The sequence below is a fragment of the Limnobacter olei genome, assembly GCF_029087225.1.
In the GTDB taxonomy this organism is placed as follows: domain Bacteria; phylum Pseudomonadota; class Gammaproteobacteria; order Burkholderiales; family Burkholderiaceae_B; genus Limnobacter; species Limnobacter olei.
Genome location: NZ_JARFJD010000020.1, coordinates 59,430 through 84,915, shown reverse-complemented (window position 1 = coordinate 84,915; position 25,486 = coordinate 59,430). Strand labels below are relative to the sequence as shown.

Here is a 25,486-nt window from a genome sequence, read left to right as displayed (position 1 = left end):
CTATGCTTCTAATCGATATTCTGCGCTTACTGCTGGAAACAGCCGCCAGCCTGCTCGCTTTTTGTCTGTTGCTGCGTGCGTTGATGCAGTGGGTGCGTATACACCCCAGCAACCCCCTGTCACCTTTTATTTTTTCCATGACAGACTGGCTGGTGAAGCCGCTGCGCAAGGGCGTGCCCGGCTATGGGGGCATTGATTGGGCCTCCATTTTTGGTGCTTTTGTGGTGTCTTTTGTGCTTCACATTGTGTTGGTGTTGCTTACGGTAGGGCTTTCCAGCGGCGGGCCCGGTGTGGGCGCGCTGATTACCCTGACCATACCCATTGCCATTTTCTGGGTGCTGCGCAATGTGGCCTATCTGCTCATGGGTATTGTGTTGATTCAGGTGGTTTTGAGTTGGGTGAATCCGTTCTCGCCAATCGCGTCCATTTTGAATGAATTGTCGCGCCCTTTTCTAGAGCCGCTGCGCAGGGTATTGCCCACCATTGGCAATGTAGATTTATCGCCCCTGGTATTTTTCTTGATTTTGCAAATTGTGATGATGGTGTTGCAAAGCCTGATGCCAGGTTTTTGATTCTATTGAATCAAGATAAAAAAAGAGCACTTGTGAAAGTGCTCTTTTTCATTTGGCTTAAAACCTAATGGCTTCTTAGCGTGTAACGCGTGAAGTACCACCGCCACTTACAATCCGAACGCGGTCGCCGGGACGGAAGTCTTCACCCGCTGCATCTTGAACATAGGCGCGCAGGGTGCCGTTGTCCATGCGAACGGTGATTTCAAGACCCTGGCGAGTCGATGCGTTGCGCTCAATGGCTTGACCGGCCACACCGCCAGCCACTGCACCCACGATTGCACCCACTGCGCGACCACTACCGCCGCCTACATTGCTGCCAGCAATGCCGCCGATAATACCGCCAGCAGCGGTGCCCACGCCGTTCGTGTCGCCTTGAATGGTGACTGTACGAACACTTTCAACTGTGCCCTGCTCGATAATTTGCGCTCGGCGGGTTTCACCTTCGCGGTACACTTGGCCCGAGCTGCTTTGCGTGGCACAACCTGCAAGCGCGGAGAGCGCGATCAGGGCCACTGCGCCGGTGCTTCTAAAACTGAACTGAATTGACTTGGCCATGATTTGATTTTCCTTTCAAGTTACCAGGGTTGTTGACCAAAAGCGGCGGTAAACCTGGACGCAATTTCTTCCCGGCTGTACTGGTAGGTTTGGGGGCCTTTCACTTCAATTTTCAGTGAACCCATCAAACTAGCCAGCCTGGCCGCATTCACAATGCCCATGCCTTCTGTGAGGCCGTAGAGCAAGCCGCCGCGGTACGCATCGCCACAGCCGGTGGGGTCGGCAATACGTTCAGCTTTAACGCACGGTATGTCGTGCCGTTGACCCTGTGTATACACCCAGCTGCCTTCCGCACCGCGTGTAACCACAAGCGCTTCCAGCTTGTCTGCAATTTGCTCCAAGGTCAGGCATGTGCGGTCACACAACATTTTGGCTTCATAGTCATTGACAGCAGCGTAGGTGGCAAGTTCCAAAAACCGGTCAAGTTCGGGTTTGCCGAACATGGGCAGGCCTTGGCCCGGATCAAATACAAATGGAATGCCCGCTGCCGCAAACTGCTCGGCGTGTTGCATCATGCCGTCCCGGCCATCGGGGGCGATTATTCCCAAGGCAATGTCGCCTGCATCGCTCACTTTGTTCAGGTGTGAGTGGCTCATCGCACCTGGGTGAAAAGCGGTAATCTGGTTGTCGTCAAGGTCGGTGGTGATGAAAGCCTGCGCGGTGAACTCCTCGCCAATTTGTTTCAAGCAGCTGGTTTCAATACCCAAGGTTTGCAGGCGCTGAAAGTATCCACCGGCATCATGTCCAATCGTGGCCATGGGTACTGGTTTGCCGCCCAGCATGTTCAGGCTGTAGGCAATGTTGCCTGCGCAGCCACCCCAGTCTTTGCGAAGGCTTGGAACCAGAAATGCAACGTTCAGGATGTGTACCTGGTCGGGCAAGATTTGGTCTTTGAAGCGACCTTCAAACACCATGATGGTGTCGAATGCGATAGAGCCGCAAATTAAAACGCGTTTGGTGTTGGTTGGGGAATTCATTGTGAAACAGTCCAGTATTTAAAAATTGGCTCGGCGTTTATTGTTCGCTTGGGCCTTGGTCGAATAATTCAAGCCGAAAGCCAGTCGCGGCGCTTTCGGGTAGTTGTGTGTTCAGGGTGCTCAAGTTTAAGTATGCCAGTACTTCCACTGTTTTTTTGCCAGTTATCAACGGTGCCAGGCTGGCTGCATTCTCGTCACGCAGTTGGTAGTCGCCGGGGCTCAGTGATTTGCTGGCCAGCACCAGGCCTTGCGGGTCGAGCAATTCCACTTTCAGGTGGGGCCATCGGGCGGGCAGGGGAAGTGGGTTGTGCAAGGTCAGGTCAACCCGCAAATTGTGCTCATCCAGCGCTTGCAGGCCGCTGCCTTCAACGCGCAAAGCTTGGGTGGCAGGGCTAGCAAACAGCCGTTGAATGGCGGGCCCTGCATTGTTGATGTGCCTGGCGATTTCTGGCGTTTCTTGCAACAGGTGTATGCGCTGCCACCACAGTGCCTGCATACCGAGCGCTAGCAGCAGTGCAATACAGGCGGTTTTCAGGGCAGGGTTACCTTGGCTGAAATTCAGCAGAGGTTTCGTGGGTGCTGTGTTGGCAAACAAGACCTCAGAGCCAGTCCCGTCTCCGCCTGACAAGTTGTGGTCGCTGGTGCGGTTGTCGTCGCTTTGCCTGGGGCTTAGGTCCAGCTTTTGCCAGGCTTCGGTGTCGGCTGACGTAAGGTGTTCAATGCCAGAAAATACGGTTTGGCAATGCCCGCAGCGCACCTTGCCCTCGTGCATTTGCAGTTGGCCAGAGGTCACTTTGAACAAGGTATTGCAGTTGGGGCAGCGGGTGGCAAGGCTCATGGCAATAGTTTAACCTTGCTTGTCAATGGCAGGATTATCAGTTGGCAACTTGGTTGACAACTTAGTCAGCGGCTTTTTGGCCATGCAGGCATACCCAGCCATCGCGCTCTGCCCACACGGCCAGCTTGATCCATTGGCGGTAATGCGCAATCACTTCTTCAGCCTGTCGGGCCAACACGCCGGAAAGCACCAACTGCCCGCCCGCTTCAACATGGTTGCACAATGACGGCGCCAACACTTTCAGTGGGTTCGACAAAATATTGGCCACCACTATTGGAAACTGACGTTTGGCCAGTGGAAAGTCGGGCAAACCACAGGGCATTTCAACGCCATTGTTGCCCGCATTGTAGGCGGTGCTGTCGACCGCTTGGGGATCAATATCCACGCCGATGGCCTCAGACGCTCCCAATTTAAGTGCAGCAATACCCAAAATTCCCGAGCCGCAGCCGTAATCCAGCACACTTTGCCCTTTCAACGGAAATTCGCTGAGCCAGCGAAGGCAAAGCGCGGTGGTGGGGTGTGAACCGGTGCCAAAGGCCAAGCCGGGATCGAGCACCAGGTTGATTCGGTCGTCGATGTCTTGAGGTTCGTGCCAGGAGGGCACAATCCACAAGCGAGCTGAAATTGGAATGGGGTCGAATTGGGATTGGGTTAAACGAACCCAGTCTTCCTGGGGTACTTCGGTGTAATCAATTTCAGCATCTCCCAGCAATTCAGCTGGAATTTCACCGAAAATTTGCTCACCTTCGGCCTTGTTGCGAAACAGGGCCACCACATGGTTTAAATTCCACGCCGCTGATTCCGGCTCCATGCCAGGCTCGCCGAACAAGGGTTGTTCGTCTTCGCTGTCTGCATTGGCATCTTCCAGGCTGACCGCCAAGGCCCCCAGCTCCATGAGCAGGTCGGAAACTTCATCGGCTTGCTCAAAGGGCAGGGTAAGTTTGGCTTGTATCAGCGGTGTGGCCTGTGGGTTCATTTACTTGAAACGTGCTTCCAGTTTGTGCTCAAGGTAGTGAATGCTGGTGCCGCCTTCCACAAAGCGGGCGTCTTCCATCAATTCACGGTGCAAGGCTGTGTTGGTTTTGATGCCGTCGACTACCAGTTCGGCAAGTGCTTGGCGCATGCGGGCCATGGCCTGCTTGCGGTCTTCGCCGTAAGTAATCACTTTGGCAATCATGGAATCGTAGTGAGGAGGCACGTTGTAACCGCTGTACACATGGGAATCCACGCGCACTCCGGGGCCGCCCGGTGCATGCCAGTTTTTGATTGGGCCGGGTGAGGGCACAAACTTGAATGGGTCTTCCGCGTTGATTCGGCATTCCATGGCGTGGCCACGGAATTCAATGTCACGTTGGCGGAAACGCAGTTTCTGCCCTGCGGCAATGCGAATTTGTTCCTGCACAATGTCCACGCCGGTGATCATCTCTGTAACTGGGTGTTCAACCTGTACACGGGTATTCATTTCAATAAAGTAAAATTCGCCGTTTTCGTACAGGAATTCGAACGTGCCCGCACCGCGGTAACCAATTTTGCGGCAAGCTTCAGCGCAGCGTTCACCAATGCGCTCAATCAGGCGGCGTGGAATGTTCGGCGCCGGTGCTTCTTCAATTACCTTTTGGTGGCGGCGCTGCATGGAGCAATCGCGTTCGCCAAGCCACACGGCATTTTTGTGTTCGTCGGCCAGAATCTGAATTTCAATGTGACGCGGGTTTTCAAGGAATTTTTCCATGTAAACCGCGGGGTTGTTGAAAGCCGAGCCCGCCTCGGTTTTGGTCATGGTGACCGCATTCAGCAATGCAGCTTCGGTGTGCACCACACGCATGCCGCGCCCGCCACCACCGCCTGCGGCTTTGATAATGACCGGGTAGCCCACCTGGCGTGCAATTTTCACGATTTCACGTGGATCGTCGGGTAATTCACCTTCTGAGCCGGGTACACAAGGCACACCGGCTGCGATCATGGCCCGCTTGGCAGACACTTTGTCTCCCATCAGCAGAATCGATTCTGCACGGGGGCCAATGAACACGAAACCGCTTTTTTCAACGCGATCAGCAAAGCTGGCATTCTCGGACAGAAAACCGTAGCCGGGGTGAATCGCTTCAGAATCGGTTACTTCCGCGGCGCTGATAATGGCTGGAATGTTCAGGTAACTTTCTTTGGAGCTGGGGGGGCCAATACACACCGATTCGTCGGCCAGCTTTACATACTTGGCGTCTACGTCTGCGGTGGAATACACCGCCACGGTTTTAATGCCCATTTCTTTGCAGGCGCGCAGAATGCGCAGGGCTATTTCGCCGCGGTTGGCGATCAATATTTTTCCAAACATGGTGGCTGCTCCTGTTCTATTCAATGACGAATAGAGCTTGACCAAACTCCACGGGTTGACCGTTTTCGACCAAAATGGCCTTCACAACACCTGACTTGTCGCACTCAATTTCGTTGAGCAATTTCATGGCTTCAATAATGCAGATGGTTTGGCCTTCCTTCACAGTGCTGCCAATTTCAACGAAATTGGAGGCGCCGGGGCTGGGTGCGCGGTAAAACGTGCCCACCATGGGTGAAGTTACTTTGTGGCCGGCATCGGCTGGTGCCGCTGCCGGTGCCTCTGTGGCTGCAGGCGTTGCGGCGGCAACAGTGGGTGCAGCCATGGCTGCTGGTGCTTGCTGCATCATTTGCTGAGGCATGGCCATGGTGTATTGAGGCTGGCTTTTGACGATGCGTACCTTGCCTTCGCCCTCGGTCACTTCCAGTTCGGAAATGTCAGATTCGGCGACCAGGTCGATCAATGTTTTTAGCTTTCTGAGGTCCATTTACTTGCTCCATCTAGGGAGGTTGGTTTTGTATGGCAGTACACAACCAAGCGCGAGGTGAATTGAGCCTAACTTCGTTTAGTGTGCACTGAAAATCAATTATTTTCCACCTTGGAGGGCATTGGTGAACCTTGCTTCGCGGTTCGCCCAAATCAGGCGTTGCGTGAGCATACCCGATTTTAACGTTGCAGTGCGTTAGTGATAGTACTCATCTGTATTCTGCCGGCTTCTCTCAGCAATTCATTACCATTTTCGTCCAAAATGACTGTAAATGGTAATCCGCCCTGTTGGTTGCCGAGCGCTTTTCCAAGTTCTGTACCTGTCATGCCAGCAAGCACGATCGGGTAATTTACAGGTGTTTTCTGTAGAAATTGATCGACGTTGGAAGGTGAATCAATTGCGATGCCGATCAGTTCGACATTTTGGGCCTGCAATTGAGGGTAAAGCTCGTCCAGCTCAGGCATTTCTTCCACGCAGGGTGGGCACCAAGTGGCCCAGAAGTTAAGAACAACGACCTTTCCTTCTAATGCGCCAAGGTCGAGAGATCCGCCTTGGGGCGTGTCAAAGGTGTAACCACTTAATGGGTAATCAGGGCCACTTTGTGGTTTCAGCCCAAAATAAAGGCCAATTGCCAAGGCAAGAACCGCGGTCACGATGGGTATGAGTTTGTTTTTCATGGTGCTTCTATTTGGCTTATCAAACGGGTCAAGCCCGCTGTATCAGTTTGAAAAAGGGTTCCGTCAGGTGCTTGCCTGTTAAGCAGGCCACGGCGTTGTACCGGGCTGGCCACGCCCAGCTGAAACCAACGCTGTTTCCAGCGAAAGGCCACGGCGGGGAATGATTTGCCAGCCAGCAAGGCGTCTTCGCAGGCGTCGAAATTGATATTTTGGTTCAACAACCAGTAATCCACTTCTTTTTCGTCGTCGGCAAAGGCAATGATGTGAACATCTGAATGCGCGCTACCTGTGCCATTCACGGCTGCACCATACACAATGGGTTCGAATTGCTGAATTCCTTGCATGAATTGGAGTGCAACTTCGCGCAATTCGTTCAATTCACCGGGCTGGCTGTCGGCTTGAAACAGGGCTTGATAGGCGCGCAGTTCGTCTTGAATGTCTTGATCTGAAGGGAGCCGTTCACGGGGCACACGCTGTTTTCCAAGGAGGGCTTTCACGGCCTGATTGCGTGCAGTGGCGTAGTCCAAGCCTTCCTCGGCGATCAATCGGGCGGCGGTCATCGCAATTTCTATGCGAAGTTCGTCTTGCGGGGCGAAGAATTCTTCCATACCGGCAGTGTATCCAAATTCACAGGCACTACAATATGGGCTTGTTCTGAAAGGAAGAAAGAATGCACATCCACATTCTCGGGATTTGTGGCACCTTCATGGGCGGTGTCGCTCAGTTGGCCAAGTCCCTAGGCCACACCGTGACCGGTTGCGACGCCAATGTTTATCCACCGATGAGCACCCAGTTAACCCAAGCCGGTATTGAATTGACCGAGGGTTTTGGTGTGGAACAGCTGGCGATCAAGCCTGACCTGTGGGTAGTTGGCAATGTGGTTTCACGCGGTAATCCGCTGATGGAAGCCATTTTGAACCAGGGGCTGGCTTACACCAGTGGCCCCCAGTGGGTGGGCGAACACATTTTGCGGGGCCGCAAGGTGTTGGCCGTGGCGGGTACGCATGGCAAAACCAGTACCAGTTCCATGTTGGCTTGGGTGTTGCAGCAGGCGGGTTTGAATCCCGGCTTTTTGATTGGCGGTGTGCCGGGTGGCTTTGGTGTGTCGGCCACCCTGGGGCAGGGCGACTGCTTTGTGATTGAAGCCGACGAATACGACACGGCGTTTTTCGACAAACGCTCGAAGTTTGTGCATTACCGCCCCGTGGTGGCGGTGTTGAACAACTTGGAATACGATCACGCGGATATTTTTCCTGATCTTGCCGCAATTGAAACCCAGTTCCACCACTTGGTTCGGACCGTGCCATCTGAGGGCAGAGTAGTTTGCCCAGCCAATACTGAGTCATTGGAGCGGGTACTGAAACGCGGTTGCTGGACACCGGTTGAGCGTTTTTCCGCCAATGGCGACGAAGCACCCTGGCAGGCCCGCGTGTTGGGCGCATCCCGATTTGAGGTGTTGAAAAATGGTGAAGTGAAAGGCCAGGTGGAATGGGACTGGTCGGGTTTGCACAATGTGAACAACGCCCTGGCTGTGATTGCGGCTGCGAATGCTATGGGTGTGAAGGTAACGGATGCATGCAAGGCCTTGAGCGAATTTCCCGGTGTAAAGCGCCGCATGGAATTGCGCGGCGAGGCTGCTGGCGTGAAGGTGTATGACGATTTTGCCCACCACCCCACCGCCATTGCTACCACCCTGGAAGGCGCCAAAGCGCGCATGGCTGAAATTGCAGCTGGGGCGGGCAAACCCACCGGAAGGCTGATTGCCCTGTTTGAGCCCCGTTCTAACACCATGAAAATGGGAACTCTTGCGCAAGCCCTGCCGGCCTCTTTTGATGAAGCGCAAGCCGTGGTGTGTTACACCGCAGGTATTCAATGGAATGTGCGCGACACCTTGGGCAGCTTGGGCGAAAGGCTGTTCACCAGCGATGATTTGAACGAAGTGATCGACCATGTTGTTTCCCTGGCGCAGCCCGGTGACTGGGTGGTGGCCATGAGCAATGGTTCGTTCGGCGGCATTCACCAAAAGCTGATTGACGCCCTGGCCGCACGGGTGCGGGCTTGACGCCATTTGCCCTCAATAGCCCAGGCGGCTTTGCGCGCACTTCAGGCGTAGCCGATTTGGTGGTGTATCTGCATGGTTTTCGTTCGTCGTCCAGGTCTGTCAAGGCTCAGAAAATGATCGACTCTTTTGACCAAGCTGGTTTAAGCAGCCACTTGTGGGTGCCCGATTTGCCGGCCTCGCCTGCGCGGGCCATGGCCATGATCGAGCAGCACCTGGATGCGCGTTTGCAAAGCCAGCCCGAGTTGTCATTAACGTTTATTGGCAGTTCTCTTGGCGGTTATTACGCCACGGTGTTGGGCGAGTTGCATGCTCAGGCTTCGATTGTGTTGTTGAACCCGGCCATCAAGCCTTATGACGATTTGGAAGATCAAATCGGCAAAAAGAAAGTGTATTTTTCTGACGAGGAAATTGAGTTTGTTCCCGCTTACCTCGGTGATCTAAAGGCCATGGAACAAACCAGCTTGACCGATCCATCTCGCTATTTTTTGGTGGCCGCTCGGGACGATGAAGTACTGAACTGTGACACCATGCTGGCGCGTTATCGCGGTGCGCATCAACTTCAGCTGTTGGGTTCTGACCATGCCTTGAGCGATTTCGATGAAATATTGCCCTTCGTGAAACTGGCCGTGGGTTTGCCATGAGCGGTGGTGTCGCATGGAGCAGGCATTGCCCGCCAAGCTGGCCTGTGTGGGCCCGAAACTGGGTGAGTACCCCCGGTTCGCTCACCCAGCGTTTGGTGCGCCTGAACCAAGGGTTTAAAGTAGAGCCTGTTGTGCAAGCCAAGGTGTTGATCAAACACGGGCCTGGCGCCAGGGGGCAAAGTGTAACGGGGCAAATGATGCGGCAGCGACTGGTGCGTTTGCATGTGAACAACGCGCCTGTGGTGCTGGCCCAAACTCTGGTTGAAATGGATGGCCCAGTGAATGATTGGCATTTTTGGCGGGGTTTGGGCACCCGCTCATTGGGCACGGTGTTGTTTTCCGACCCGCAGGTAAAGCGGGGCAAAACTTATTTTGCACGTTTGCCTTTGCAGCAGCCTTGGGTGCAACGTTTGTTGCCCCCGGCGATGAAAGCCGAGATGAACAGACAGGGTAACGGCCGTGTGTGGTACGCCCGTTGTGCGCGCTTTTCGCGCAAGCCCAACAGGACACCGTTGTGGGTGATGGAAGTCTTCCTGCCCCAACTTGAACACTATCTTTAGGACAGTTGATGAATTTGTATTACGAAGAGGCCGGAGCCTTCAAAGTGGGCCGAGTGCTTCAAGAGCAGGGCAATGCCTATCAGGTGGAAACCTTGCATGGCAAGCGCACCAAGGTGAAATCCAACAGTGTGATGCTGAAGTTTGATGCGTTGGAATGTGCTGAGTTCCACGCGCAGGTTGAGGCATTGGCCAAAGAAGTGGATACCGAGTTTTTGTGGGAATGTTCGCCTGAAGGCGAGTTTGATTTCACCGCCATGGCCCATGAATATTTCGGTGAAAAGCCCACCGTGGTGCAGCAGGCAGCTACCCTTGCGGCTTTGCATGCTGCGCCCATTCATTTCCATCGCAAAGGCAAGGGCATGTACCGTGCAGCCCCACCTGAGATTTTGCAGGCTGCATTGGCGGGTCTGGAGAAAAAGCGCTTGGCGGCTGAGCAGCAACAAGCCTGGGCTGATGCACTGGTGCGTCGCGAACTGCCTGATGGATTTGCCAAACAGGCTGCCACCCTGTTGGTGCGACCTGACAAAAACAGCGCGGAATACAAAGCCCTGATGCTCGCCTGCACGGAGGCGGGTCGATCGCCCGACGTGTTGTTGATTGAATGTGGTGCTTTTAAATCTGTGCATGAAATGATGCGTGCGCGCTTCGCAGCCGTGTATTTTCCAAAGGGCCCCGAGATTGATTTGCCGGCCCCCGATGTGCCCGCGGAACTGGCCGAATTGCCCGTGGCCAATGTGCGTGCTTTCTCGATTGATGACATTTCAACCACAGAAATTGATGATGCATTCAGCGTTGTGTGGCTGGATGAAAAACGCGCGCGCATTGGCGTGCACATTGCAGCGCCTGCGCTCTTGATTTCGCGCGGCAGTCCCTATGACCGCGTGGCCCGCGAGCGCCTGTCCACTGTGTATGCGCCCGGTGACAAAATCACCATGCTGCCCGATCAGGTGGTTGAACTGGCCACCTTGGCTGAAGGGCGTACCGTACCATCGGTCAGTATTTACGTTGAAGTAAGTACTGAAACTGGTGAACTGATCAGCGAGCCCTACAGCGCCATTGAGCAAGTGCCCATGGCCGCAAACCTGCGCCACAATCACCTGGATGCGGCTTTGTCCAAAGAGGTGCTGGAAGACCCCAATTTAAATGAGCTTGAGGTGGTGGGCGAGTTTTTTCCTGCATTGAAAATGCTGTGGAAAAGTTCGTGCGTGTTGCGAATGGAGCGAGAAATTGTACGCGGGCAGCCCGAGAAGCACACGCGCATTGATTTCAATTTCTATGTGAACGATGACGGAACCGTTGAAATTCAACCACGCCGCCGCGATGCACCGCTGGATTTGCTGGTGGCCGAGTGGATGATTTACGTGAACCGTGAATGGGGTGGCATGCTGGACGAATGCAAGGTCACCGGCATTTATCGTGTGCAGCCGCCCATGGGTCGCGTGCGAATGTCGACCCATGCTGCGCCCCACGTGGGTTTGGGCGTGCCGCAATACGCATGGAGTACGTCGCCATTGCGCCGCTATGTTGATTTGGTGAATCAGCAGCAATTGATTTCGTTGCTTCGCCAGGAGCCACCGGTGTACACCGCAACCGATGCGGAATTGCTTTCCGCGGTGAATAGTTTTGATGTGACCTACAAAGCGTATGCCGAATTCCAACAAAGCATGGAGCGGTACTGGTGCCTGCGCTGGATTCAGCAAAAGGGCCGCAAGCAGTTTGACGGTGTGGTGGTGAAAGACGAACTGGTGCGCCTGGACGACATTCCCTTGTTTGTTCGCCTGGTAGGAGTTACTTCGCCAGGCCGCGGCGTGCAGGTGGAGGTTGAGCTGGATCAGGTGGATGAACTCACCTTGACTGTTTCCTGCAAATTGATTGCTTTGAAGAAAGGAACGCCCACACGTTTGCTCGATGATGATGAGGAAGAGGAAATTGAACTTCCGCAGGCACCAGTGGCTGTGATTGAAGCAGGTGAGTCAGAGGGGCTGAGTCCGCCTGACGATTCCATGGGAGGTTCAGCGGCTTGAATTCGCTGCGTGCACCAGTTGGCGAGATAAACCTGAAAAAGGCACTGGTATTGTCGGTGTTTCTTCACGCCTTGTTGTTGCTGGTGCATTTCTCAAAACCGAAAGCAGACACTGTTTTTAGCCGTCCGCTTGAGGTGATTTTGGTGAATGCGCAATCGCAAAAAACACCCACAGATGCCAAGGTGCTTGCACAGGTTGCGCTGGATGGTGGCGGGCAAGCCGACAAGGGTCGAGCGACCACCTTGCCTGGGCAAGCCGACGACAAGGTCAACCAGCGCGAACTGATTGCCAGCCAGGAGCGGCTCAAGGAACTGGAAGCCTTGCAGCGAAATTTGGCGGGTGCGGAATTGCGCACCACACCGCAAAACGAAGTGTTGGACACTCGCCCAGGCAATGATCCGAAAAGCCAGCGTGCGCTTGAAATAAAACGGTTGCAGGCTCAAATTGCCGACAACATCAAAAGCTACAACGAGCGCCCACGCAAGCATTTCTTCTCGCCGCGCACCTCGCCCTATGCCTTTGCAATTTACGAGGAGGCCTGGCGTGCCAAAGTAGAACAAGTGGGCAATGCCAATTACCCCGATGAACTGAAGGGTCGTATTTACGGCAAATTGAGGTTGACTGCTTACGTGCGTGCAGATGGCACGCTGGAAGACGTGGAGGTAGACCGTTCCTCGGGCTCAGCCGTGCTGGATCGGGCCGCATTGAGAATTTTAAGAATGTCGACACCCTTTCCGCCTTTCCCTTCAGAGATGAGACAGAAGGCCGATATTTTGGCGATTACCCGAACTTGGGTGTTCAGCCGTGACACCATCAGCACAGAGTACTAAGGGTATGGAGATTTATTGTTGAATGCATTAATTCGTCAGGTAAGTCGCTACGTCGTGATTGGCAATCCTATCTCACACAGTATGTCGCCTTTCATTCATTCCAATTTTGCAGCGCAGCTTGGTTTGCCCCTGCAATATGAACGCGTGCTGGCGCCTTTGGACGGCTTTGCGCAAACAGTGGCTGCGCTGCAAGCGGCCGGTGTGAAGGGGGCCAACGTGACCGTGCCCTTCAAGCTGGACGCTTTTGCAATGGCCAGTGCCCCACCCAATTCTCTGACACCCGCGGCTGAATTTGCGCAGGCAGCCAACACTCTGAAATTCAATGCCGATGGCACGGTGCTGGCGGATAACACCGATGGCGGCGGCTTGTGCCGCGATTTGAACCGGCAGTTAAATGCTCTGGGTTTGCACCTGGAGCAATGCCAGATATTGATGATTGGTGCTGGTGGTGCAGCCAGTGGTTGCGTTGCGGCTTTTCAGCAAGCGGGTGTTCAGCACCTTACGGTACTTAACCGAACTGTGGACAAAGCGCGCCAGCTGGCGCAGCGTGCGGAGGCCATTGACCTTCCGGCGGCGGGTGGTGGGCTGGATACACCGCCATCACATTTTGATTTGCCTGGTGCGCCTGTCGTGATCGTCAATGCCTCCTCGAGCAGTTTGAAAGGGGATGTACCCGCACTTCACCCGGATTGGTACGAGCGTGCCGTGCTGGTGTACGACATGATGTATGCCGCCGAGCCCACAGCGTTCATTCGATCTCTCAGCAAGCTGGATTTACCATGCAGCGACGGTTTGGGCATGTTGGTGTTTCAAGCCCAACTCGCTTTTGAGGTGTGGACTGGGCAGTCACCCAATGCACTTGAAACTTTAACCAAAGTTCGGCAAGCCTTGCTTGCCAAAGCAAAACAACAATGACCATGGCTCGCAGAAAATCCTCTCCTGGCGGCAGCAAGCGTAAATTCAGTCTGAATCCATTGGTTTGGCTGTGGCGAATTTTCTTTTGGGGGTTTTGTGCTGTCGTGTTGTTGCAGCTTTGGTATCTGGCACAAATTGCGGTGTGGACGCATGTGAACCCCAGCAGCACCAGTTTCATGCAAACCCGTTTGGCTGAAATTCGCAAGACCGAACCTGGTTTTCAGCTTAAACATGAGTGGGTGCCTTACGACAAAATTTCCCTGAATTTAAAGCGTGCCGTAATCGCCGCCGAAGACAGTGGCTTCATGACCCACAAAGGTGTGGAAATGGAAGCGATCCAACTGGCCATCAAGCGCAATGAGAGACGCGGCAGGGTGACACACGGTGGTTCTACCATTACCCAGCAATTGGCCAAGAACCTGTTCTTGACCAGCAAGCGAAGCTATGTTCGCAAAGGTCAGGAATTGGTCATCGCCTTGATGATTGAGGCGCTATGGGACAAACGCCGTATTCTGGAGGTGTACCTGAATGTGGTGGAGTGGGGCAATGGCGTGTATGGGGCGCAGGCTGGTGCGAAACACCACTATGGTGTCAGTGCCGCACAATTAAGCAGTTACCAAGCGGCGCGCATGGCGGGCATGTTGCCCGCGCCTCGCTATTTTGACAAACGCAAAAACTCGCCCTTCCTTGCTCGAAAAACCGGCACCCTGCAAAGGCGTATGTATCAGGTTACTGTGCCTGGGTAAACTCGCGGCGCTGAAGACTTGCGCATCAGCCCAGCAGGGTTTCCCAAAGTTTCCGAATGGGTTTTCGCATCACCATTAATGCTGGGTCGCTGGTGCGTGATTTGTCATGTCCTGCCAGCCGCAAGGCGTGTTGCTTGGCCCGCAGTTGTCGGTAGGCATCAGCCACATAATTGGCAAGCTCAGCCGGCACTAGCCCCAGTTCCCCTGCTTTCTTCAACAGGGCAATGTTGCCTTTGTTCTTGGTCAGTTCAGGGTACTTGTTGGCAAAGCCCAATACCAAGGCTTGCACCATAAACTCCACATCGACCATGCCTCCCAAATCGTGTTTTACATCAAACAGCTCGGTGTGGTTGGGGTGTCCATCCAGCATTTTCTGGCGCATGGTAATCACTTCTTTTTTGACGTCATTCCAGTCGCGGGGCAGTTGCAAAATTTCTTCGCGAAGCGTTTCGAATTTTTTACCAATCTCAATATCACCCACGCAGAAACGGGCACGGGTCAGTGCCTGGTGTTCCCAAAACCAGGCGCCCACACCGCCTTCGCGGCGTTGATAGTCTTCAAACGATTCCACACTGCTCACCAGCAAGCCTGCCTCGCCGTTGGGGCGCAAGCGAAAGTCAGTTTCGAACAAGGTACCCGCCGCGGTCTGTGTAGTCAGCCAGCGGTTCATGCGCTTGGCCAGCTGGGCATACAAATCGGGCGCGCGCTCATCCTCATCCTCAAACAGAAAGATCAGGTCCAGGTCGGAGGAGTAGCCCAACTCTTTGCCGCCGTGTTTGCCATATGCCACCACTGCAAATCGCGGTTGTGCGCGGTGCCGTTTTGGCAACTGCTCCCATGCACGTTCCAGAATAATTTCAAGCGTGCAATCGGCCAGTTCGGACAGCAAATCGGATACATGCTCAACAGTCAGCAGATTTTCAAGGTCCTGGGTCAGCACCCTGAACAGTTGTGCATGGTGCTGCTCCCGAATCAGATCCATTTGCCGTTCAAGGTCGGGCTGCCCGTCGGGCAGTTTGGCTTGGTCCAGCAGGTCTCTCAGCTGTTGCTTCCATTGTTTGAAGTCGGGTGGTGTCAGTAAGGTTCGGCTGTCCAGTAACTCATCAAGCAAAAGCGGGTGTTTGATCAAAAAGTTGGCAGCCCAGGGGCTGGCCGCAAGCATTCGGCTGACCCGCATGCGGGCAATGGGGTATTCATCCAGCAAACTCAGGTAGGCCCCGCGCCGCGACACGGTTTCAATCAGGTCGCAGCAGTAACGCCAGCAGGAGTCTGGCGCTGAGGAAGCGCCTGCTGCCGCCAGCAAAGTGGGCATCAAGCGGTCAACCCGTTCCCGATGTGCACTGGGTAAAGCCTGGTACCGGCTCGATTCAATCAAGTGTTGGTAACGGTCTTGTGCGGCTTTGGGGTTGGTGAATCCCTGTGTCAGGGTGTAGGCCCAAGGCAATTCAAGGCTGGGGGTTTCTTCGTCTTCCTGTTTGTCGCCAAACACCACATCAAAGTGGCTGGCCACGTAATCCATGTGGCGGTTCAAGGCCTTCATGAAGTTGCCCGGGTCTTGAAATCCCATGGATCGTGCAATGCGCAGCACCTCGGTCGGGCTGGCAGGAAGGCGGTGGGTTTGGGCATCGTCCACGTATTGCAGGCGGTGTTCAAGGTTGCGAAGAAAACGGTAAGCAGCCACCATCTTGTCGTGGTCGTCTTTGGTGATCAGCCCCAATTCCACGCACACTTCCAACACATCGACCGTACGCCGCAATTGCAGCTTGGGTTCGCGCCCGCCACGAATCAGCTGAAAAGCCTGTGCCGTGAATTCAATTTCACGAATGCCACCGCGCCCCAGTTTGACATGCACCGAGCCTGGGTGCTGGCTTTCCCGCTTGTTCACCTCATTGCGAATTTGCACATGCAAGGCCCGCAAGGCGCGAATGGAGCCAAAATCCAGGTATTTGCGAAATACAAAGGGCCGAACAATGTTGTTCAGGTTGTCCAGGCTTTGTTGAAAAGCGGCATCTTGTCCAGGGTCTACAGCCCAATTCACCACGCGGGCCTTGATCCAGGCGTAGCGCTCCCATTCGCGGCCCTGCACCACGAAGTATTCCTCCAGCATGTCCAGGCTCACCACCAGTGGGCCCGAATCTCCATTGGGACGAAGGCGCATGTCGACCCGGAATACAAAACCTTCGTCAGTCACTTCCGAAATAATTTTGATAACCCGTTTGCCTACCTGCGTGAAAAATTCTGCATGGGATTGGGTTTTACCGGTGGGGCCTCCAAGGGTTTCTCCATCCTGGTTGTATAAGAAAATCAGGTCAATGTCGCTGGATGCATTCAACTCAAACCCGCCCAGCTTGCCCATGCCAACCACCATCATGCAGTCGCCATCGGCGGGCTCGCCAAAACGCTCAGCCTGTATTTTGTGGCTGAATTTCAGTGCAGTTTGGACTGCCGCATCGGCCAGAAAGGACAAAGCCTCAGTTACTTCGAACAAATCAACCTTGCCTTGCAGGTCGCGGCGCATGATTTCAATCATGCTGCGTTGCCGAACCAGGCGAAGTTCGGCCATCAGGGCTTTTTCGTCGTTTAACTCTCGCGCTTTCTCCAGCCAGGTTTCAATACAGTTCAACAGGTGGTCTTCATCATGCTCAGTGCTGTCCCATTGTGGAAAACGGTGAAGCCAGCGTTTGGCATATTCCGAGTGGTTGGGCCAAACCTGATGATAGAAATCCAGTGGGTCGTTCATGCGTGTCGTTATAAAGGGGAGCTTGGTTCTACAATAGCGTACTACAGGTGTTGACGATTATTCGGGCGGTATTTCTTGCAGGAAGGAACAAACCAGGCACTGGTGCAACAAGTCAAAAGCAACCCCACGCTTCGGCGTGCAGGGGCGGTGCTGTTTTGGGTGTTGATTGCGGTGTACACCCCCTTGTGCATGGCCTTGCTGGCCATCAAGTGGTTGGTATTGCCTGAAATTGATCGCTACCGTCCCGAAATTCAGCAGTACTTGCAAACACAAACAGGCACTGCACTTGAAATTGGCGAGATTCAGGCCAGCTGGCGCGGCTTTGGTCCCGTGCTGGTGGTGCAAAACATTCGCTTGCCCCAAGCCAATGGTGAGCCGGGCTTCACCGCTGATCGGGTTCACTTAACCTGGTCTTTGCCCAGCATTCTTGCCTTCAATCCACGTCTGAAAAACCTGGAAGTGCAATCGCCAGCGCTCAGCGTAGTGCGTAATTTGCAAGGCGTAATTGAAGTTGCCGGCATACCTTGGGTAGACGACGGCAGCCAGGGCAACCCCGGGTTGGACTGGTTGTTGGCGCAGCAACGCGTGTTGCTGAAAAATGGCGTGTTGAACTGGCAAGATGCCATGGGGCAATTTCCAGGTGCCCAAGCCATTGAAACCGAGCTTTTGCTGGAAAATGGATTAAGCCGTCACGAGGCGGGCCTGACTTTCAAATTGCCGGTGCTGGCTCAAACGCCGGTGAATGCGCGCTTGAACTTCAAAACACCGTTGCTGGAGCGCAAGTTGGGCGATGTGTCCAAATGGAAGGGTAGTTTTTATCTCAGTGCTTTGGTGGATCAAACGGAACCGCTTGAGTCGGTGTTCAAAACCTTCGGTCTGGATGTGGATCTTACCCAGCCACAGGGAAAACTGTGGATCGATTTTGAAGACGGTTTGGTGCAGCGTTCCCTGCTGGATGCCCGAATTGGAAAGTTGCGTTTTGCCAACCCCGAGGTTGAGGCCACCCCTTTTGACATGACCAACACCAGTGCCTTGATCGAGGTGCAAGGTCAGCACGCTTTGTTTGAACCGAATGCCATTTCGATCCGTCAACTCAAAGGCCAGATTGCCGGGCAAAAACAGTTTGGCCCGACCGATTTGTCCCTAAAGAAAGAAGCAGGTGCTAAGGGGGTGGATTGGGGCGTGCAGATTCAACAATTGGACGCAGCTCAGGCCCAGGCAGTGGTGCTGGAATTGGGACCACACTTGGGGCAGCTTCAGCGGCTTGAAGCCTTGAAGTCTTTCGATGTGGCCGGGCGAATCAACCGTGTGGCGCTGGATTGGCGGACCTCAGGTAACAAGCCCTTTGAGGAATCAGTTTCGTTCAAATCCGATGTGGATTTCAGCAAGCTCACCGTGTTGTATCGTGACCCGTCGCCAAAATCCAACGGACGAATTACCGGGTTCAAGAACCTTAGTGGCACGTTTAAAGGCAGCGATTCCAAAGGCGAATGGACCTTGGTTGGCCGCAATTCTGAAATTTCTCTGCCAGAAATATTTGCAGCTGAAACCCTGGCCTTTGATTCCATCGAAGGCCGGGGCGGTTGGCGAGATGTTTTCACGGCCAATCAGCCAGCAGAATTTTCTGTGGAGCAACTGAAGGTCGGCAACACAGACCTTCAGGCCCAGGTTGCGGGCAGTTACCAGTTTCGCCGGGATGAATCGGATGTCATCGACATCAAGGGCTCTCTACCGTTGGCCAATATCGCGCGCGTGGCCAATTACCTGCCACTGGTGGTTGGGGCCAGTGCGCGTGAGTGGCTGACTGAGAACTTGAAAGCGGGCATGGCAAAAAACGGTCAATTTGAATTGTCTGGCCGCTTGAGCGACTTTCCCTTTGCGGATCCAAAACACCCAGGTGTGTTTAAAATCGATGTGCCGTTTGAAAACGGTGAACTGACCTATGCCCCCGGCTGGCCAGGCATTCAGAAAGTGAATGGCAAGGCCTTGTTTATTGGCAAACGCATGTTGATTGAAGCGGAGCAAGCTGAAACTTCCGGGGTAGGCCTGAAAGGCGTGCAAGCGACTATTGACAACCTGGACGCTTGGGAACCACTGCTTGAAATTAAAGGGCAAGGCCAAGGCGATTTGGGCAAAATGGTGGCCTTTGTGAATCAAAGCCCGGTGCGGGAAATATTGAACGAGGCACTTGTTAATGCACAGGTGGAAGGCAATGCCAACCTCGATTTGCGTCTGAATATTCCGATTGCTGATCCTGAAAAAACACAGGTCAAAGGCGATCTGAAATTGAAAGGCAATTCCATCCGAGTGGTGCGGGGCATGCCGGTGGTCAGCAATGTGGATGGCGTCATCCAGTTTTCCAACAAAGGTTTGTTTATTGACCAGCTTCAAGGCCAAGCCCTGGGCGGGCCAGTGGTGGTGAAAGGCACCACAGATGCCAATGGACGTATGGAAATTCGGGCCAATGGCACTGCGCGTGCCAAGGGCTTGGCCCAGTATTTGAACCCCCTGAGTGAGCCTTACCTGGCTGGCAGCACACCGTATTCGGTGCTCGTGGCCACTCGTGAGAATGGCGTGGCAGTGGATGTGAACAGTCAGTTGCAAGGCTTGGAGGTGAAATTGCCCGCGCCTTTCGCCAAAAAAGCAGATGCCAGATTGCCCTTCAAATTGAACCAAAGCGCCACAGCCCAGGGTGAACGTTGGCAAGTGGATTTGGGCCCAGATGCGAAACCGCTGGCACAACTTCGTGCGATTGTTCTGGAACAGGCGGGTCAAGCGGGTATTGATTCCATGCAGTTCGCCATCGGTGCGCCCCTGGCGGCCCCCACAGCAGGAATACAAGGCGACATTCGGGTGCCCGCGATTGATTTGGACACTTGGCGCTCTATTTTCAATGACATCACCTCGGCCCCGGGCAACAAGGGCTTGATGGGCGAGTTGATGGGTGACCCCACCGCTGACACCGACATCAAGTTAAAGGTGGGTGTTCGTACCGAACGCCTGAATGTGGGCAGCAAATCATTTGAAGGCGTGTCGGTAGCGGCCCGCACGGTCGAAAAACGTTGGCAGTTTGATGTGAAAGCCAAGGGGGTTGATGGTTATCTGTCTTGGATTTCTGACAAACAACGGCCCGATGGCGCTGTGTTGGCGCGTTTTAAAACGCTGGTCATTCCCAAAACGCTCGACAGTGACCTACGTGATTTGGTGGAGGAGCCCGCCTCCAGCATTCCAGCGTTGGATGTGCAGGTAGACAATTTCACCTTGAATGATTTGGCGCTGGGCAGCCTGAAATTAATCGCGGTGAACCAAACCCGTGAAGAACAGGCGCGCGCCGCTCTGGGTCAACGCCCGAAAGAATGGAAACTGGAAGAACTCCGCATTGAAAACCCGGAGTCGATCACCCGGGCCAAAGGAGTTTGGCAGTACGGTGAAAACCTGAAAAATCAGCGCACCGACATTGAAGTGGACCAAACCGTGAAGAATGCGGGTGGCTTGTTAACCCGACTCGGTATGGCCGGGGTGTTTCAGGGTGGTGAAGGTACGCTGCTTGGGCGATTGCGCTGGAATGATGCGCCCACGAATATTGACTACGGCAGCTTGAGCGGGCAATTCAAGCTGAAAAGCAGCAAGGGGCAGTTTTTGAAAGCAGACCCTGGCGTGGCTAAATTGCTGGGCGTACTTTCCTTGCAAAGTATTCCGCGTCGATTCACGCTCGATTTCAAGGATGTGTTTTCCGAGGGCTTTGCCTACGACACCATGGAGGCCGATGTGGCCATGAAAGAGGGCATTGCCAGCACTCAGAACTTCAAAATGACCGGACCTAGCGCCACCGTGTTGATGGATGGAAAACTGGACCTGGAAAGCGAAACCCAAAACCTGAATGTGGTTGTGTTGCCTGACCTGAACCCCGCCGGCGGTTCACTGATCTACTCTGTGATTGCAGCCAACCCGGCGGTGGGTATTGCATCATTGATTGCCGATTTTGTGCTGAAAGATCCGCTTTCGAAAATCTTCTCCTTCCAGTACAAGGTGAGCGGCCCGTGGGTGGCCCCGGTTATTGAGCGTGTGCGCAGGGGCGATCCGGTCACCCCGCCCACCAACGACCCCAACACAAGGAATTAGCATGAGCAAGTCCATGACCGTTGCAAGCCTGCAAATGATTGCCGCCCCCGACCTTGAACGGAATCTGGACATCGCACAGCGTTTGATTGGGCATGCAGCAAAGCAAGGCGCACGCATGGTGTTGCTGCCTGAATATTTTTGCTTGATGGGCCACAAAGACACCGACAAGCTGGCGATTGCAGAGCCTATCGGCAATGGTCCGATCCAGCAATTTCTGGCCGATCAGGCCGTGGTACGTAACTTACACATTGTGGCGGGTACCCTGCCAATTGCCAGCGACGTGGACGGCCGTGTGTACAACACCACGCTGGTATTCAATCCGCAAGGCGAATGCACAGCCCGCTACGACAAAATTCACCTGTTTTGTTTCACCAAGGGGCAGGAAAGCTACGACGAAGCGCGTGTACTTCTGCCTGGGGACACGCCAGTGGTGGCCGATGTGGAGGGCTTCAAAATCGGCTTGTCCGTGTGCTACGACTTGCGTTTTCCAGAACTTTACCGTGCCATGGGGCCTGTTGATTTGATCGTGATGCCCGCTGCATTCACTTATACTACCGGCCGCGCTCACTGGGAGGTGTTGATGCGTGCCCGCGCCATTGAAAACCAGTGTTATGTGCTGGCTTGCGGTCAGGGCGGTGTGCACGAGAATGGGCGCCGCACCTGGGGCCATTCCATGCTGGTCAACCCGTGGGGCGAGGTCGAGAATGTGTTGGAAGAAGGCGAGGGTGTGGTGCTGGGCCAGCTTGACCCTGCTAAGATAGTCGATGTGCGAAACAGCTTGCCCGCGCTTACGCACCGCGTGCTTTAAAGGATTCAACATGAAAGTAGTAGACCCCGCCATCGCCAACCTGGCCACCGCCCAAAGCCTGTTGTGGACCCCCTACGGTATCGACGAAGGCCACATTCAAAAGGCGTTTGGTGAAATTTTTTCCCACAAGGTGGATTTTGCTGATCTGTACTTTCAGTACGGTTGCATTGAAGGTTGGTCGCTGGATGAAGGCATTGTGAAATCGGGCAGCTACAACATTGAGCAGGGCGTGGGTGTGCGCGCTGTCAGCGGTGATAAAACTGCTTTTGCCTATTCCGACGACATCGCCTTCAAACCCATCTTGGCAGCGGCGAAATCGGTGCGTGAAATTGCAAGCTTGGGCAAAACCGCTAATCGCAACCTGAAAACAGGCAAGGGCTTTGCTGGTGCCGAAAGCCGGGCACTCTACAGCCCCCTGAACCCGATCCCCACGCTGACATCGACTGAAAAAGTAGATCTGCTTAAGCGTCTTGAGCAATTCGCACGCAAGCGCGACAAACGCGTAAAGCAAGTGATGGCCAATATTGTGGGCGCCTATGATGTGGTACTGGTGGCTCGCAGTGACGGTGTACTCGCCGCTGATGTGCGCCCCTTGGTGCGTGTCAACGTCAGCGTGGTGGTAGAACAAAAAGGCCGTCGTGAAACTGGTTCATCGGGGGCTGGTGGCCGTTACGACTTTGCACAGTTTACAGATGCGTTTTTGATGCACCATGCCCACACTGCAGTAGACCAAGCCTTGATCAATCTGGAAGCCCGCCCAGCACCGGCAGGCTTGCAGACCGTGGTGCTGGGTTCTGGCTGGCCCGGTATTTTGTTGCATGAAGCGATTGGCCACGGTCTGGAAGGTGACTTCAACCGCAAAGGCAGTAGCGCATTTTCAGGCATGATTGGCCAGCGCGTGGCCGCCAAGGGGGTCACGATTGTTGATGATGGTACTTTGGCCTGCCGCCGGGGTTCGTTGAACATTGACGACGAAGGCAACAAAACCGAATGCACCACCTTGATTGAAGACGGTATTTTGAAGGGCTACATTCAAGACATTACGAACGCAAGGCTCATGAAAATGCCGGTCACCGGCAACGGTCGTCGCGAGAGCTTTGCGCATTTGCCCATGCCCCGCATGACCAACACTTACATGTTGAACGGCGACAAAACGCCTGAGGAAATTATCGCCAGTGTGAAAGACGGTGTGTACGCCGTGAACTTTGGCGGAGGTCAAGTCGATATTACCAGTGGCAAGTTTGTATTTTCAGCTTCGCTGGCCTACAAAATTGAAAACGGCAAAATCACTTACCCACTCAAGGGTGCAACCTTGATCGGTAACGGCCCAGAGTCGCTCACGAAAATTTCAATGGTGGGCAACGACATGGCGCTTGACGATGGCGTGGGCACTTGCGGCAAGGAAGGTCAAAGCGTACCTGTTGGTGTGGGCCAGCCCACCCTGCGCATCGATGGGCTGGTGATGGGCGGTACGCAGTAATTCAGCGCGGCATGCCGTAAGGGTCGATCGCATCGTCTTGCGCCCATTCTGCATGCAAGGCAGCCAGGTTGCCTTGGTCCCCGGGCTGTGGGCCCTGCAGCAGGTCTATGTCTCCTGTAAGCCGGTAGAGCAAATTGGTGTCAATAGCCTGCTTTGACAAAGACCAAGGCCCCAACGGTGTTGTCACCAGCAAGTTGCTCGGACCTTGCTCAAGCAAATGGCTTGCGATTTCGAGCGCCTCGAAGCAGCTGTTGTCCAATGAAATGGCCAAACGAGTAACTTCTCTGGCATTGTGTCGCACTTCATCAGTACAGTTCTCCAGTTTACGAAGAAAATCCGCATGACCCTCATCGGGTTCCAGGAACGTACTTTTGAGTTGTTGTGTGGCTGAAACGGCGACAGCCTGCGCTTGCGGCAACACCATCCATGCCATGTAGAAATTGTTGACTAGCGGAATTAATGTCGCAGTCTGCCCCCTGATTTGTGTGGCCAGAGCCCTTACTGCTTCCACGGTGGGGCGTTGTTGGGCCTGGGGAGGTGCTGGGGCAAAATTCAATGGGTTCACTTGAATTGGGTTGATTCCGTTCATGCTCATGATTCGTCGGTGGTGTATTGAAATTGAACGCCTGAGTGGACTCAAAGCTGTCAAAGTTCCTTGTTTTTCAGTGGGATGCCAACCACACCCACCCGTGACTTGTTAGAATTTGGTTTAGCGCGCTTGCACAGCGGCCATGAATTGATTACATTTAAAAGATGAACACGAATTTCGCGCACTCTTTTTATGCTTTTTTTGGCTTCTTTGCCTGGTTTGGGCAAGCGGCGGAAGAGGGTTGTGCGTAAAAACACATAGTTCGAACAGATCCCAAAACCGCCAGGCCTGAACCTCCTGGCGGTTTTTTTTTGAACCGACACTTTGAACAAAAAGCGCGCCAGCATTCAGGAGAATTGGCATGAACACGGTAACAGACGACTTGAGAATCAAAGAAATTAAAGAACTGATCACCCCTGCGGCCTTGATCGCAGACGTGCCCATTACCCCCGCAATTGCTGACACAGTCGCAGGTTGCCGTACCGCTTTGCACAAAATTCTGCATGGTGGCGACGACCGTTTGATCGTGGTGATGGGGCCTTGCTCCATTCACGACGTGAAAGCGGCCATGGAGTACGCCAACAAGCTGAAGGTGTACCGCGAAAAATACGCGGAAGACCTGGAAATTGTGATGCGTGTTTATTTTGAGAAGCCCCGCACCACCGTGGGTTGGAAGGGTTTGATCAATGACCCTAATCTGGACGGCAGTTTCGAGATTAACAAAGGCCTGCGCATGGCGCGTGAAGTGCTGCTGAACATCAACGGCCTTGGTTTGCCCGCTGGCACTGAATTTCTCGACATGATCACCCCACAGTACATTGCTGATTTGGTCAGCTGGGGCGCCATTGGTGCCCGCACCACTGAAAGCCAGATTCACCGTGAGTTGTCATCGGGCCTAAGCTGCCCGGTCGGTTTCAAGAATGGCACAGACGGCAACGTGAAAATTGCCGTGGATGCCATCAAAGCTGCTCAGCACCCGCACCACTTTTTAAGTGTGACCAAGGAAGGGCGTAGCGCCATTGTGAGCACCTCGGGCAACGAAGATTGCCACATTATTTTGCGTGGCGGGAAAGGCCCGAACTACGATGCAGCGTCTGTTGAGGCAGCTGCGGCTGATATTGGCAAGGCGGGTCTCGCCGCCCGAATCATGATTGATGCAAGCCATGGCAACAGCAGCAAGGTGCCGAAGAACCAGGTAGGCGTGTGCGAAAACATTGCTGAACAACTGGCTGCCGGTGACGCCCGTATTATGGGCGTGATGGTTGAAAGCCATTTGGTGGAAGGTCGCCAGGACCTTGAACCCGGCAAGCCTTTGACTTACGGCCAAAGCATCACCGATGGTTGCGTGGGCTGGGACGACAGCCTGCAAGTACTGGAAACCTTGGCACAAGGTGTGCGCAAACGCAGGTTGGCTCAGGTTGTCTGATATCTGGTTTTAATCGCCGCCAACTGTTGGTGTAGTTCAGAAAATCCCGCCGGGTTCAAACCCCCGAGCGGGATTTTTGTTGTGCAGAACGGATTGAGTTTTGTTGATAAATCG

At 54.1% G+C, this 25,486-nt stretch carries 23 protein-coding genes; 12 read left to right on the top strand and 11 right to left on the bottom strand.

What is annotated here, in order from left to right:
* Positions 1-2: 2 nt before the first annotated feature.
* Positions 3-572 (top strand): YggT family protein, encoded by a 570-nt coding sequence (locus tag PY990_RS12830; protein WP_105027235.1) that lies wholly within the window; start codon positions 3-5, stop codon positions 570-572.
* A gap of 75 nt (positions 573-647) precedes the next feature.
* On the opposite strand, the gene PY990_RS12825 is transcribed toward PY990_RS12830, so the two are convergent.
* The 8 genes from PY990_RS12825 to PY990_RS12785 all read right to left on the bottom strand — a co-directional run bounded on the left by PY990_RS12825 (position 648) and on the right by PY990_RS12785 (position 7,037).
* Positions 648-1,127 carry an outer membrane lipoprotein gene (locus tag PY990_RS12825; protein ID WP_105027234.1) on the bottom strand — a complete coding sequence of 160 codons (480 nt, stop codon included), beginning with the start codon at positions 1,125-1,127 and terminating at the stop codon, positions 648-650.
* 20 nt (positions 1,128-1,147) lie between these two features.
* On the bottom strand, positions 1,148-2,104 hold the full coding sequence (locus PY990_RS12820) for a carbohydrate kinase family protein (RefSeq protein WP_275271924.1): 957 nt from the start codon (positions 2,102-2,104) through the stop codon (positions 1,148-1,150).
* A gap of 37 nt (positions 2,105-2,141) precedes the next feature.
* Positions 2,142-2,942 carry a zinc-ribbon and DUF3426 domain-containing protein gene (locus tag PY990_RS12815; RefSeq protein ID WP_413789535.1) on the bottom strand — a complete coding sequence of 267 codons (801 nt, stop codon included), beginning with the start codon at positions 2,940-2,942 and terminating at the stop codon, positions 2,142-2,144.
* Positions 2,943-3,003: 61 nt separating this feature from the next.
* Positions 3,004-3,918, bottom strand: a complete 915-nt coding sequence (prmA, locus tag PY990_RS12805; RefSeq protein WP_275271923.1) for a 50S ribosomal protein L11 methyltransferase — start codon at positions 3,916-3,918, stop codon at positions 3,004-3,006.
* Positions 3,919-5,268, bottom strand: coding sequence for an acetyl-CoA carboxylase biotin carboxylase subunit (accC, locus tag PY990_RS12800; RefSeq protein WP_008250526.1), 1,350 nt, complete (start codon positions 5,266-5,268; stop codon positions 3,919-3,921).
* 16 nt (positions 5,269-5,284) lie between these two features.
* Positions 5,285-5,752, bottom strand: a complete 468-nt coding sequence (gene accB / locus PY990_RS12795; RefSeq protein WP_275271922.1) for an acetyl-CoA carboxylase biotin carboxyl carrier protein — start codon at positions 5,750-5,752, stop codon at positions 5,285-5,287.
* A 179-nt stretch (positions 5,753-5,931) separates the two neighbouring features.
* On the bottom strand, positions 5,932-6,429 hold the full coding sequence (locus tag PY990_RS12790; RefSeq protein ID WP_275271921.1) for a TlpA disulfide reductase family protein: 498 nt from the start codon (positions 6,427-6,429) through the stop codon (positions 5,932-5,934).
* Entirely contained in the window at positions 6,426-7,037 is a 612-nt protein-coding gene (locus tag PY990_RS12785; RefSeq protein ID WP_105027229.1) for a UDP-N-acetylmuramate--alanine ligase, read from the bottom strand. Before PY990_RS12785 ends, PY990_RS12790 begins: the two co-directional genes overlap by 4 nt.
* Before the next feature lie 62 nt (positions 7,038-7,099).
* Between PY990_RS12785 and mpl the strand changes: the two genes are divergently transcribed.
* Genes mpl through mtgA form a run of 7 tightly spaced genes read left to right on the top strand, consistent with a single transcriptional unit; the run spans position 7,100 to position 14,207 of the window.
* Positions 7,100-8,491: a UDP-N-acetylmuramate:L-alanyl-gamma-D-glutamyl-meso-diaminopimelate ligase gene (gene mpl / locus PY990_RS12780; RefSeq protein ID WP_275271920.1), complete on the top strand. Its 1,392-nt coding sequence runs from the start codon at positions 7,100-7,102 to the stop codon at positions 8,489-8,491.
* A complete protein-coding gene (locus tag PY990_RS12775) occupies positions 8,488-9,132 on the top strand; it encodes a YqiA/YcfP family alpha/beta fold hydrolase (protein ID WP_275271919.1) in 645 nt (214 codons plus the stop codon). Before mpl ends, PY990_RS12775 begins: the two co-directional genes overlap by 4 nt.
* On the top strand, positions 9,129-9,692 hold the full coding sequence (locus PY990_RS12770) for a chorismate--pyruvate lyase family protein (RefSeq protein ID WP_275271918.1): 564 nt from the start codon (positions 9,129-9,131) through the stop codon (positions 9,690-9,692). The genes PY990_RS12775 and PY990_RS12770 overlap by 4 nt, the downstream gene beginning before the upstream one ends.
* Positions 9,693-9,700: 8 nt before the next feature.
* The gene (locus PY990_RS12765) at positions 9,701-11,716 is read left to right on the top strand and encodes a ribonuclease catalytic domain-containing protein (protein WP_275271917.1); all 2,016 of its coding nucleotides are present in this window, start codon (positions 9,701-9,703) and stop codon (positions 11,714-11,716) included.
* Entirely contained in the window at positions 11,713-12,546 is an 834-nt protein-coding gene (locus PY990_RS12760) for an energy transducer TonB (protein WP_275271916.1), read from the top strand. Before PY990_RS12765 ends, PY990_RS12760 begins: the two co-directional genes overlap by 4 nt.
* An 18-nt stretch (positions 12,547-12,564) precedes the next feature.
* Positions 12,565-13,461, top strand: a complete 897-nt coding sequence (gene aroE / locus PY990_RS12755) for a shikimate dehydrogenase (protein ID WP_275271915.1) — start codon at positions 12,565-12,567, stop codon at positions 13,459-13,461.
* The gene (mtgA, locus tag PY990_RS12750; protein WP_275271914.1) at positions 13,458-14,207 is read left to right on the top strand and encodes a monofunctional biosynthetic peptidoglycan transglycosylase; all 750 of its coding nucleotides are present in this window, start codon (positions 13,458-13,460) and stop codon (positions 14,205-14,207) included. Before aroE ends, mtgA begins: the two co-directional genes overlap by 4 nt.
* 25 nt (positions 14,208-14,232) lie before the next feature.
* On the opposite strand, the gene glnE is transcribed toward mtgA, so the two are convergent.
* Positions 14,233-16,947: a bifunctional [glutamate--ammonia ligase]-adenylyl-L-tyrosine phosphorylase/[glutamate--ammonia-ligase] adenylyltransferase gene (gene glnE, locus PY990_RS12745; RefSeq protein ID WP_275271913.1), complete on the bottom strand. Its 2,715-nt coding sequence runs from the start codon at positions 16,945-16,947 to the stop codon at positions 14,233-14,235.
* Between the two features lie 75 nt (positions 16,948-17,022).
* On the opposite strand from glnE, the gene PY990_RS12740 reads away from it, so the two are divergent.
* From PY990_RS12740 to tldD, 3 genes are read left to right on the top strand one after another with little or no spacing between them, the layout of a single operon-like run.
* Positions 17,023-21,069: a YhdP family protein gene (locus tag PY990_RS12740; RefSeq protein ID WP_275271912.1), complete on the top strand. Its 4,047-nt coding sequence runs from the start codon at positions 17,023-17,025 to the stop codon at positions 21,067-21,069.
* Position 21,070: 1 nt separating this feature from the next.
* Entirely contained in the window at positions 21,071-21,877 is an 807-nt protein-coding gene (locus PY990_RS12735) for a carbon-nitrogen hydrolase family protein (RefSeq protein ID WP_275271911.1), read from the top strand.
* 10 nt (positions 21,878-21,887) lie between these two features.
* Positions 21,888-23,357 carry a metalloprotease TldD gene (gene tldD / locus PY990_RS12730; RefSeq protein WP_275271910.1) on the top strand — a complete coding sequence of 490 codons (1,470 nt, stop codon included), beginning with the start codon at positions 21,888-21,890 and terminating at the stop codon, positions 23,355-23,357.
* A gap of 1 nt (position 23,358) precedes the next feature.
* On the opposite strand, the gene PY990_RS12725 is transcribed toward tldD, so the two are convergent.
* Positions 23,359-23,946, bottom strand: a complete 588-nt coding sequence (locus PY990_RS12725; RefSeq protein ID WP_275271909.1) for a hypothetical protein — start codon at positions 23,944-23,946, stop codon at positions 23,359-23,361.
* A gap of 56 nt (positions 23,947-24,002) precedes the next feature.
* On the bottom strand, positions 24,003-24,278 hold the full coding sequence (locus tag PY990_RS12720; protein WP_146106550.1) for a hypothetical protein: 276 nt from the start codon (positions 24,276-24,278) through the stop codon (positions 24,003-24,005).
* A 29-nt stretch (positions 24,279-24,307) separates the two neighbouring features.
* On the opposite strand from PY990_RS12720, the gene aroG reads away from it, so the two are divergent.
* Complete coding sequence (gene aroG / locus PY990_RS12715; RefSeq protein WP_105027215.1) at positions 24,308-25,372, top strand: 3-deoxy-7-phosphoheptulonate synthase AroG; 1,065 nt, start codon at positions 24,308-24,310, stop codon at positions 25,370-25,372.
* Positions 25,373-25,486: the final 114 nt, after the last annotated feature.

Coding starts and splice junctions, on each gene's coding strand:
- PY990_RS12830 (WP_105027235.1), top strand. CDS start 3: ATGCTTCTAATCGATATTCTGCGCTTACTGCTGGAAACAGCCGCCAGC.
- PY990_RS12825 (WP_105027234.1), bottom strand. CDS start 1,127: ATGGCCAAGTCAATTCAGTTCAGTTTTAGAAGCACCGGCGCAGTGGCC.
- PY990_RS12820 (WP_275271924.1), bottom strand. CDS start 2,104: ATGAATTCCCCAACCAACACCAAACGCGTTTTAATTTGCGGCTCTATC.
- PY990_RS12815 (WP_413789535.1), bottom strand. CDS start 2,942: ATGAGCCTTGCCACCCGCTGCCCCAACTGCAATACCTTGTTCAAAGTG.
- prmA (WP_275271923.1), bottom strand. CDS start 3,918: ATGAACCCACAGGCCACACCGCTGATACAAGCCAAACTTACCCTGCCC.
- accC (WP_008250526.1), bottom strand. CDS start 5,268: ATGTTTGGAAAAATATTGATCGCCAACCGCGGCGAAATAGCCCTGCGC.
- accB (WP_275271922.1), bottom strand. CDS start 5,752: ATGGACCTCAGAAAGCTAAAAACATTGATCGACCTGGTCGCCGAATCT.
- PY990_RS12790 (WP_275271921.1), bottom strand. CDS start 6,429: ATGAAAAACAAACTCATACCCATCGTGACCGCGGTTCTTGCCTTGGCA.
- PY990_RS12785 (WP_105027229.1), bottom strand. CDS start 7,037: ATGGAAGAATTCTTCGCCCCGCAAGACGAACTTCGCATAGAAATTGCG.
- mpl (WP_275271920.1), top strand. CDS start 7,100: ATGCACATCCACATTCTCGGGATTTGTGGCACCTTCATGGGCGGTGTC.
- PY990_RS12770 (WP_275271918.1), top strand. CDS start 9,129: ATGAGCGGTGGTGTCGCATGGAGCAGGCATTGCCCGCCAAGCTGGCCT.
- PY990_RS12765 (WP_275271917.1), top strand. CDS start 9,701: ATGAATTTGTATTACGAAGAGGCCGGAGCCTTCAAAGTGGGCCGAGTG.
- mtgA (WP_275271914.1), top strand. CDS start 13,458: ATGACCATGGCTCGCAGAAAATCCTCTCCTGGCGGCAGCAAGCGTAAA.
- glnE (WP_275271913.1), bottom strand. CDS start 16,947: ATGAACGACCCACTGGATTTCTATCATCAGGTTTGGCCCAACCACTCG.
- PY990_RS12735 (WP_275271911.1), top strand. CDS start 21,071: ATGAGCAAGTCCATGACCGTTGCAAGCCTGCAAATGATTGCCGCCCCC.
- tldD (WP_275271910.1), top strand. CDS start 21,888: ATGAAAGTAGTAGACCCCGCCATCGCCAACCTGGCCACCGCCCAAAGC.
- PY990_RS12725 (WP_275271909.1), bottom strand. CDS start 23,946: ATGAACGGAATCAACCCAATTCAAGTGAACCCATTGAATTTTGCCCCA.
- aroG (WP_105027215.1), top strand. CDS start 24,308: ATGAACACGGTAACAGACGACTTGAGAATCAAAGAAATTAAAGAACTG.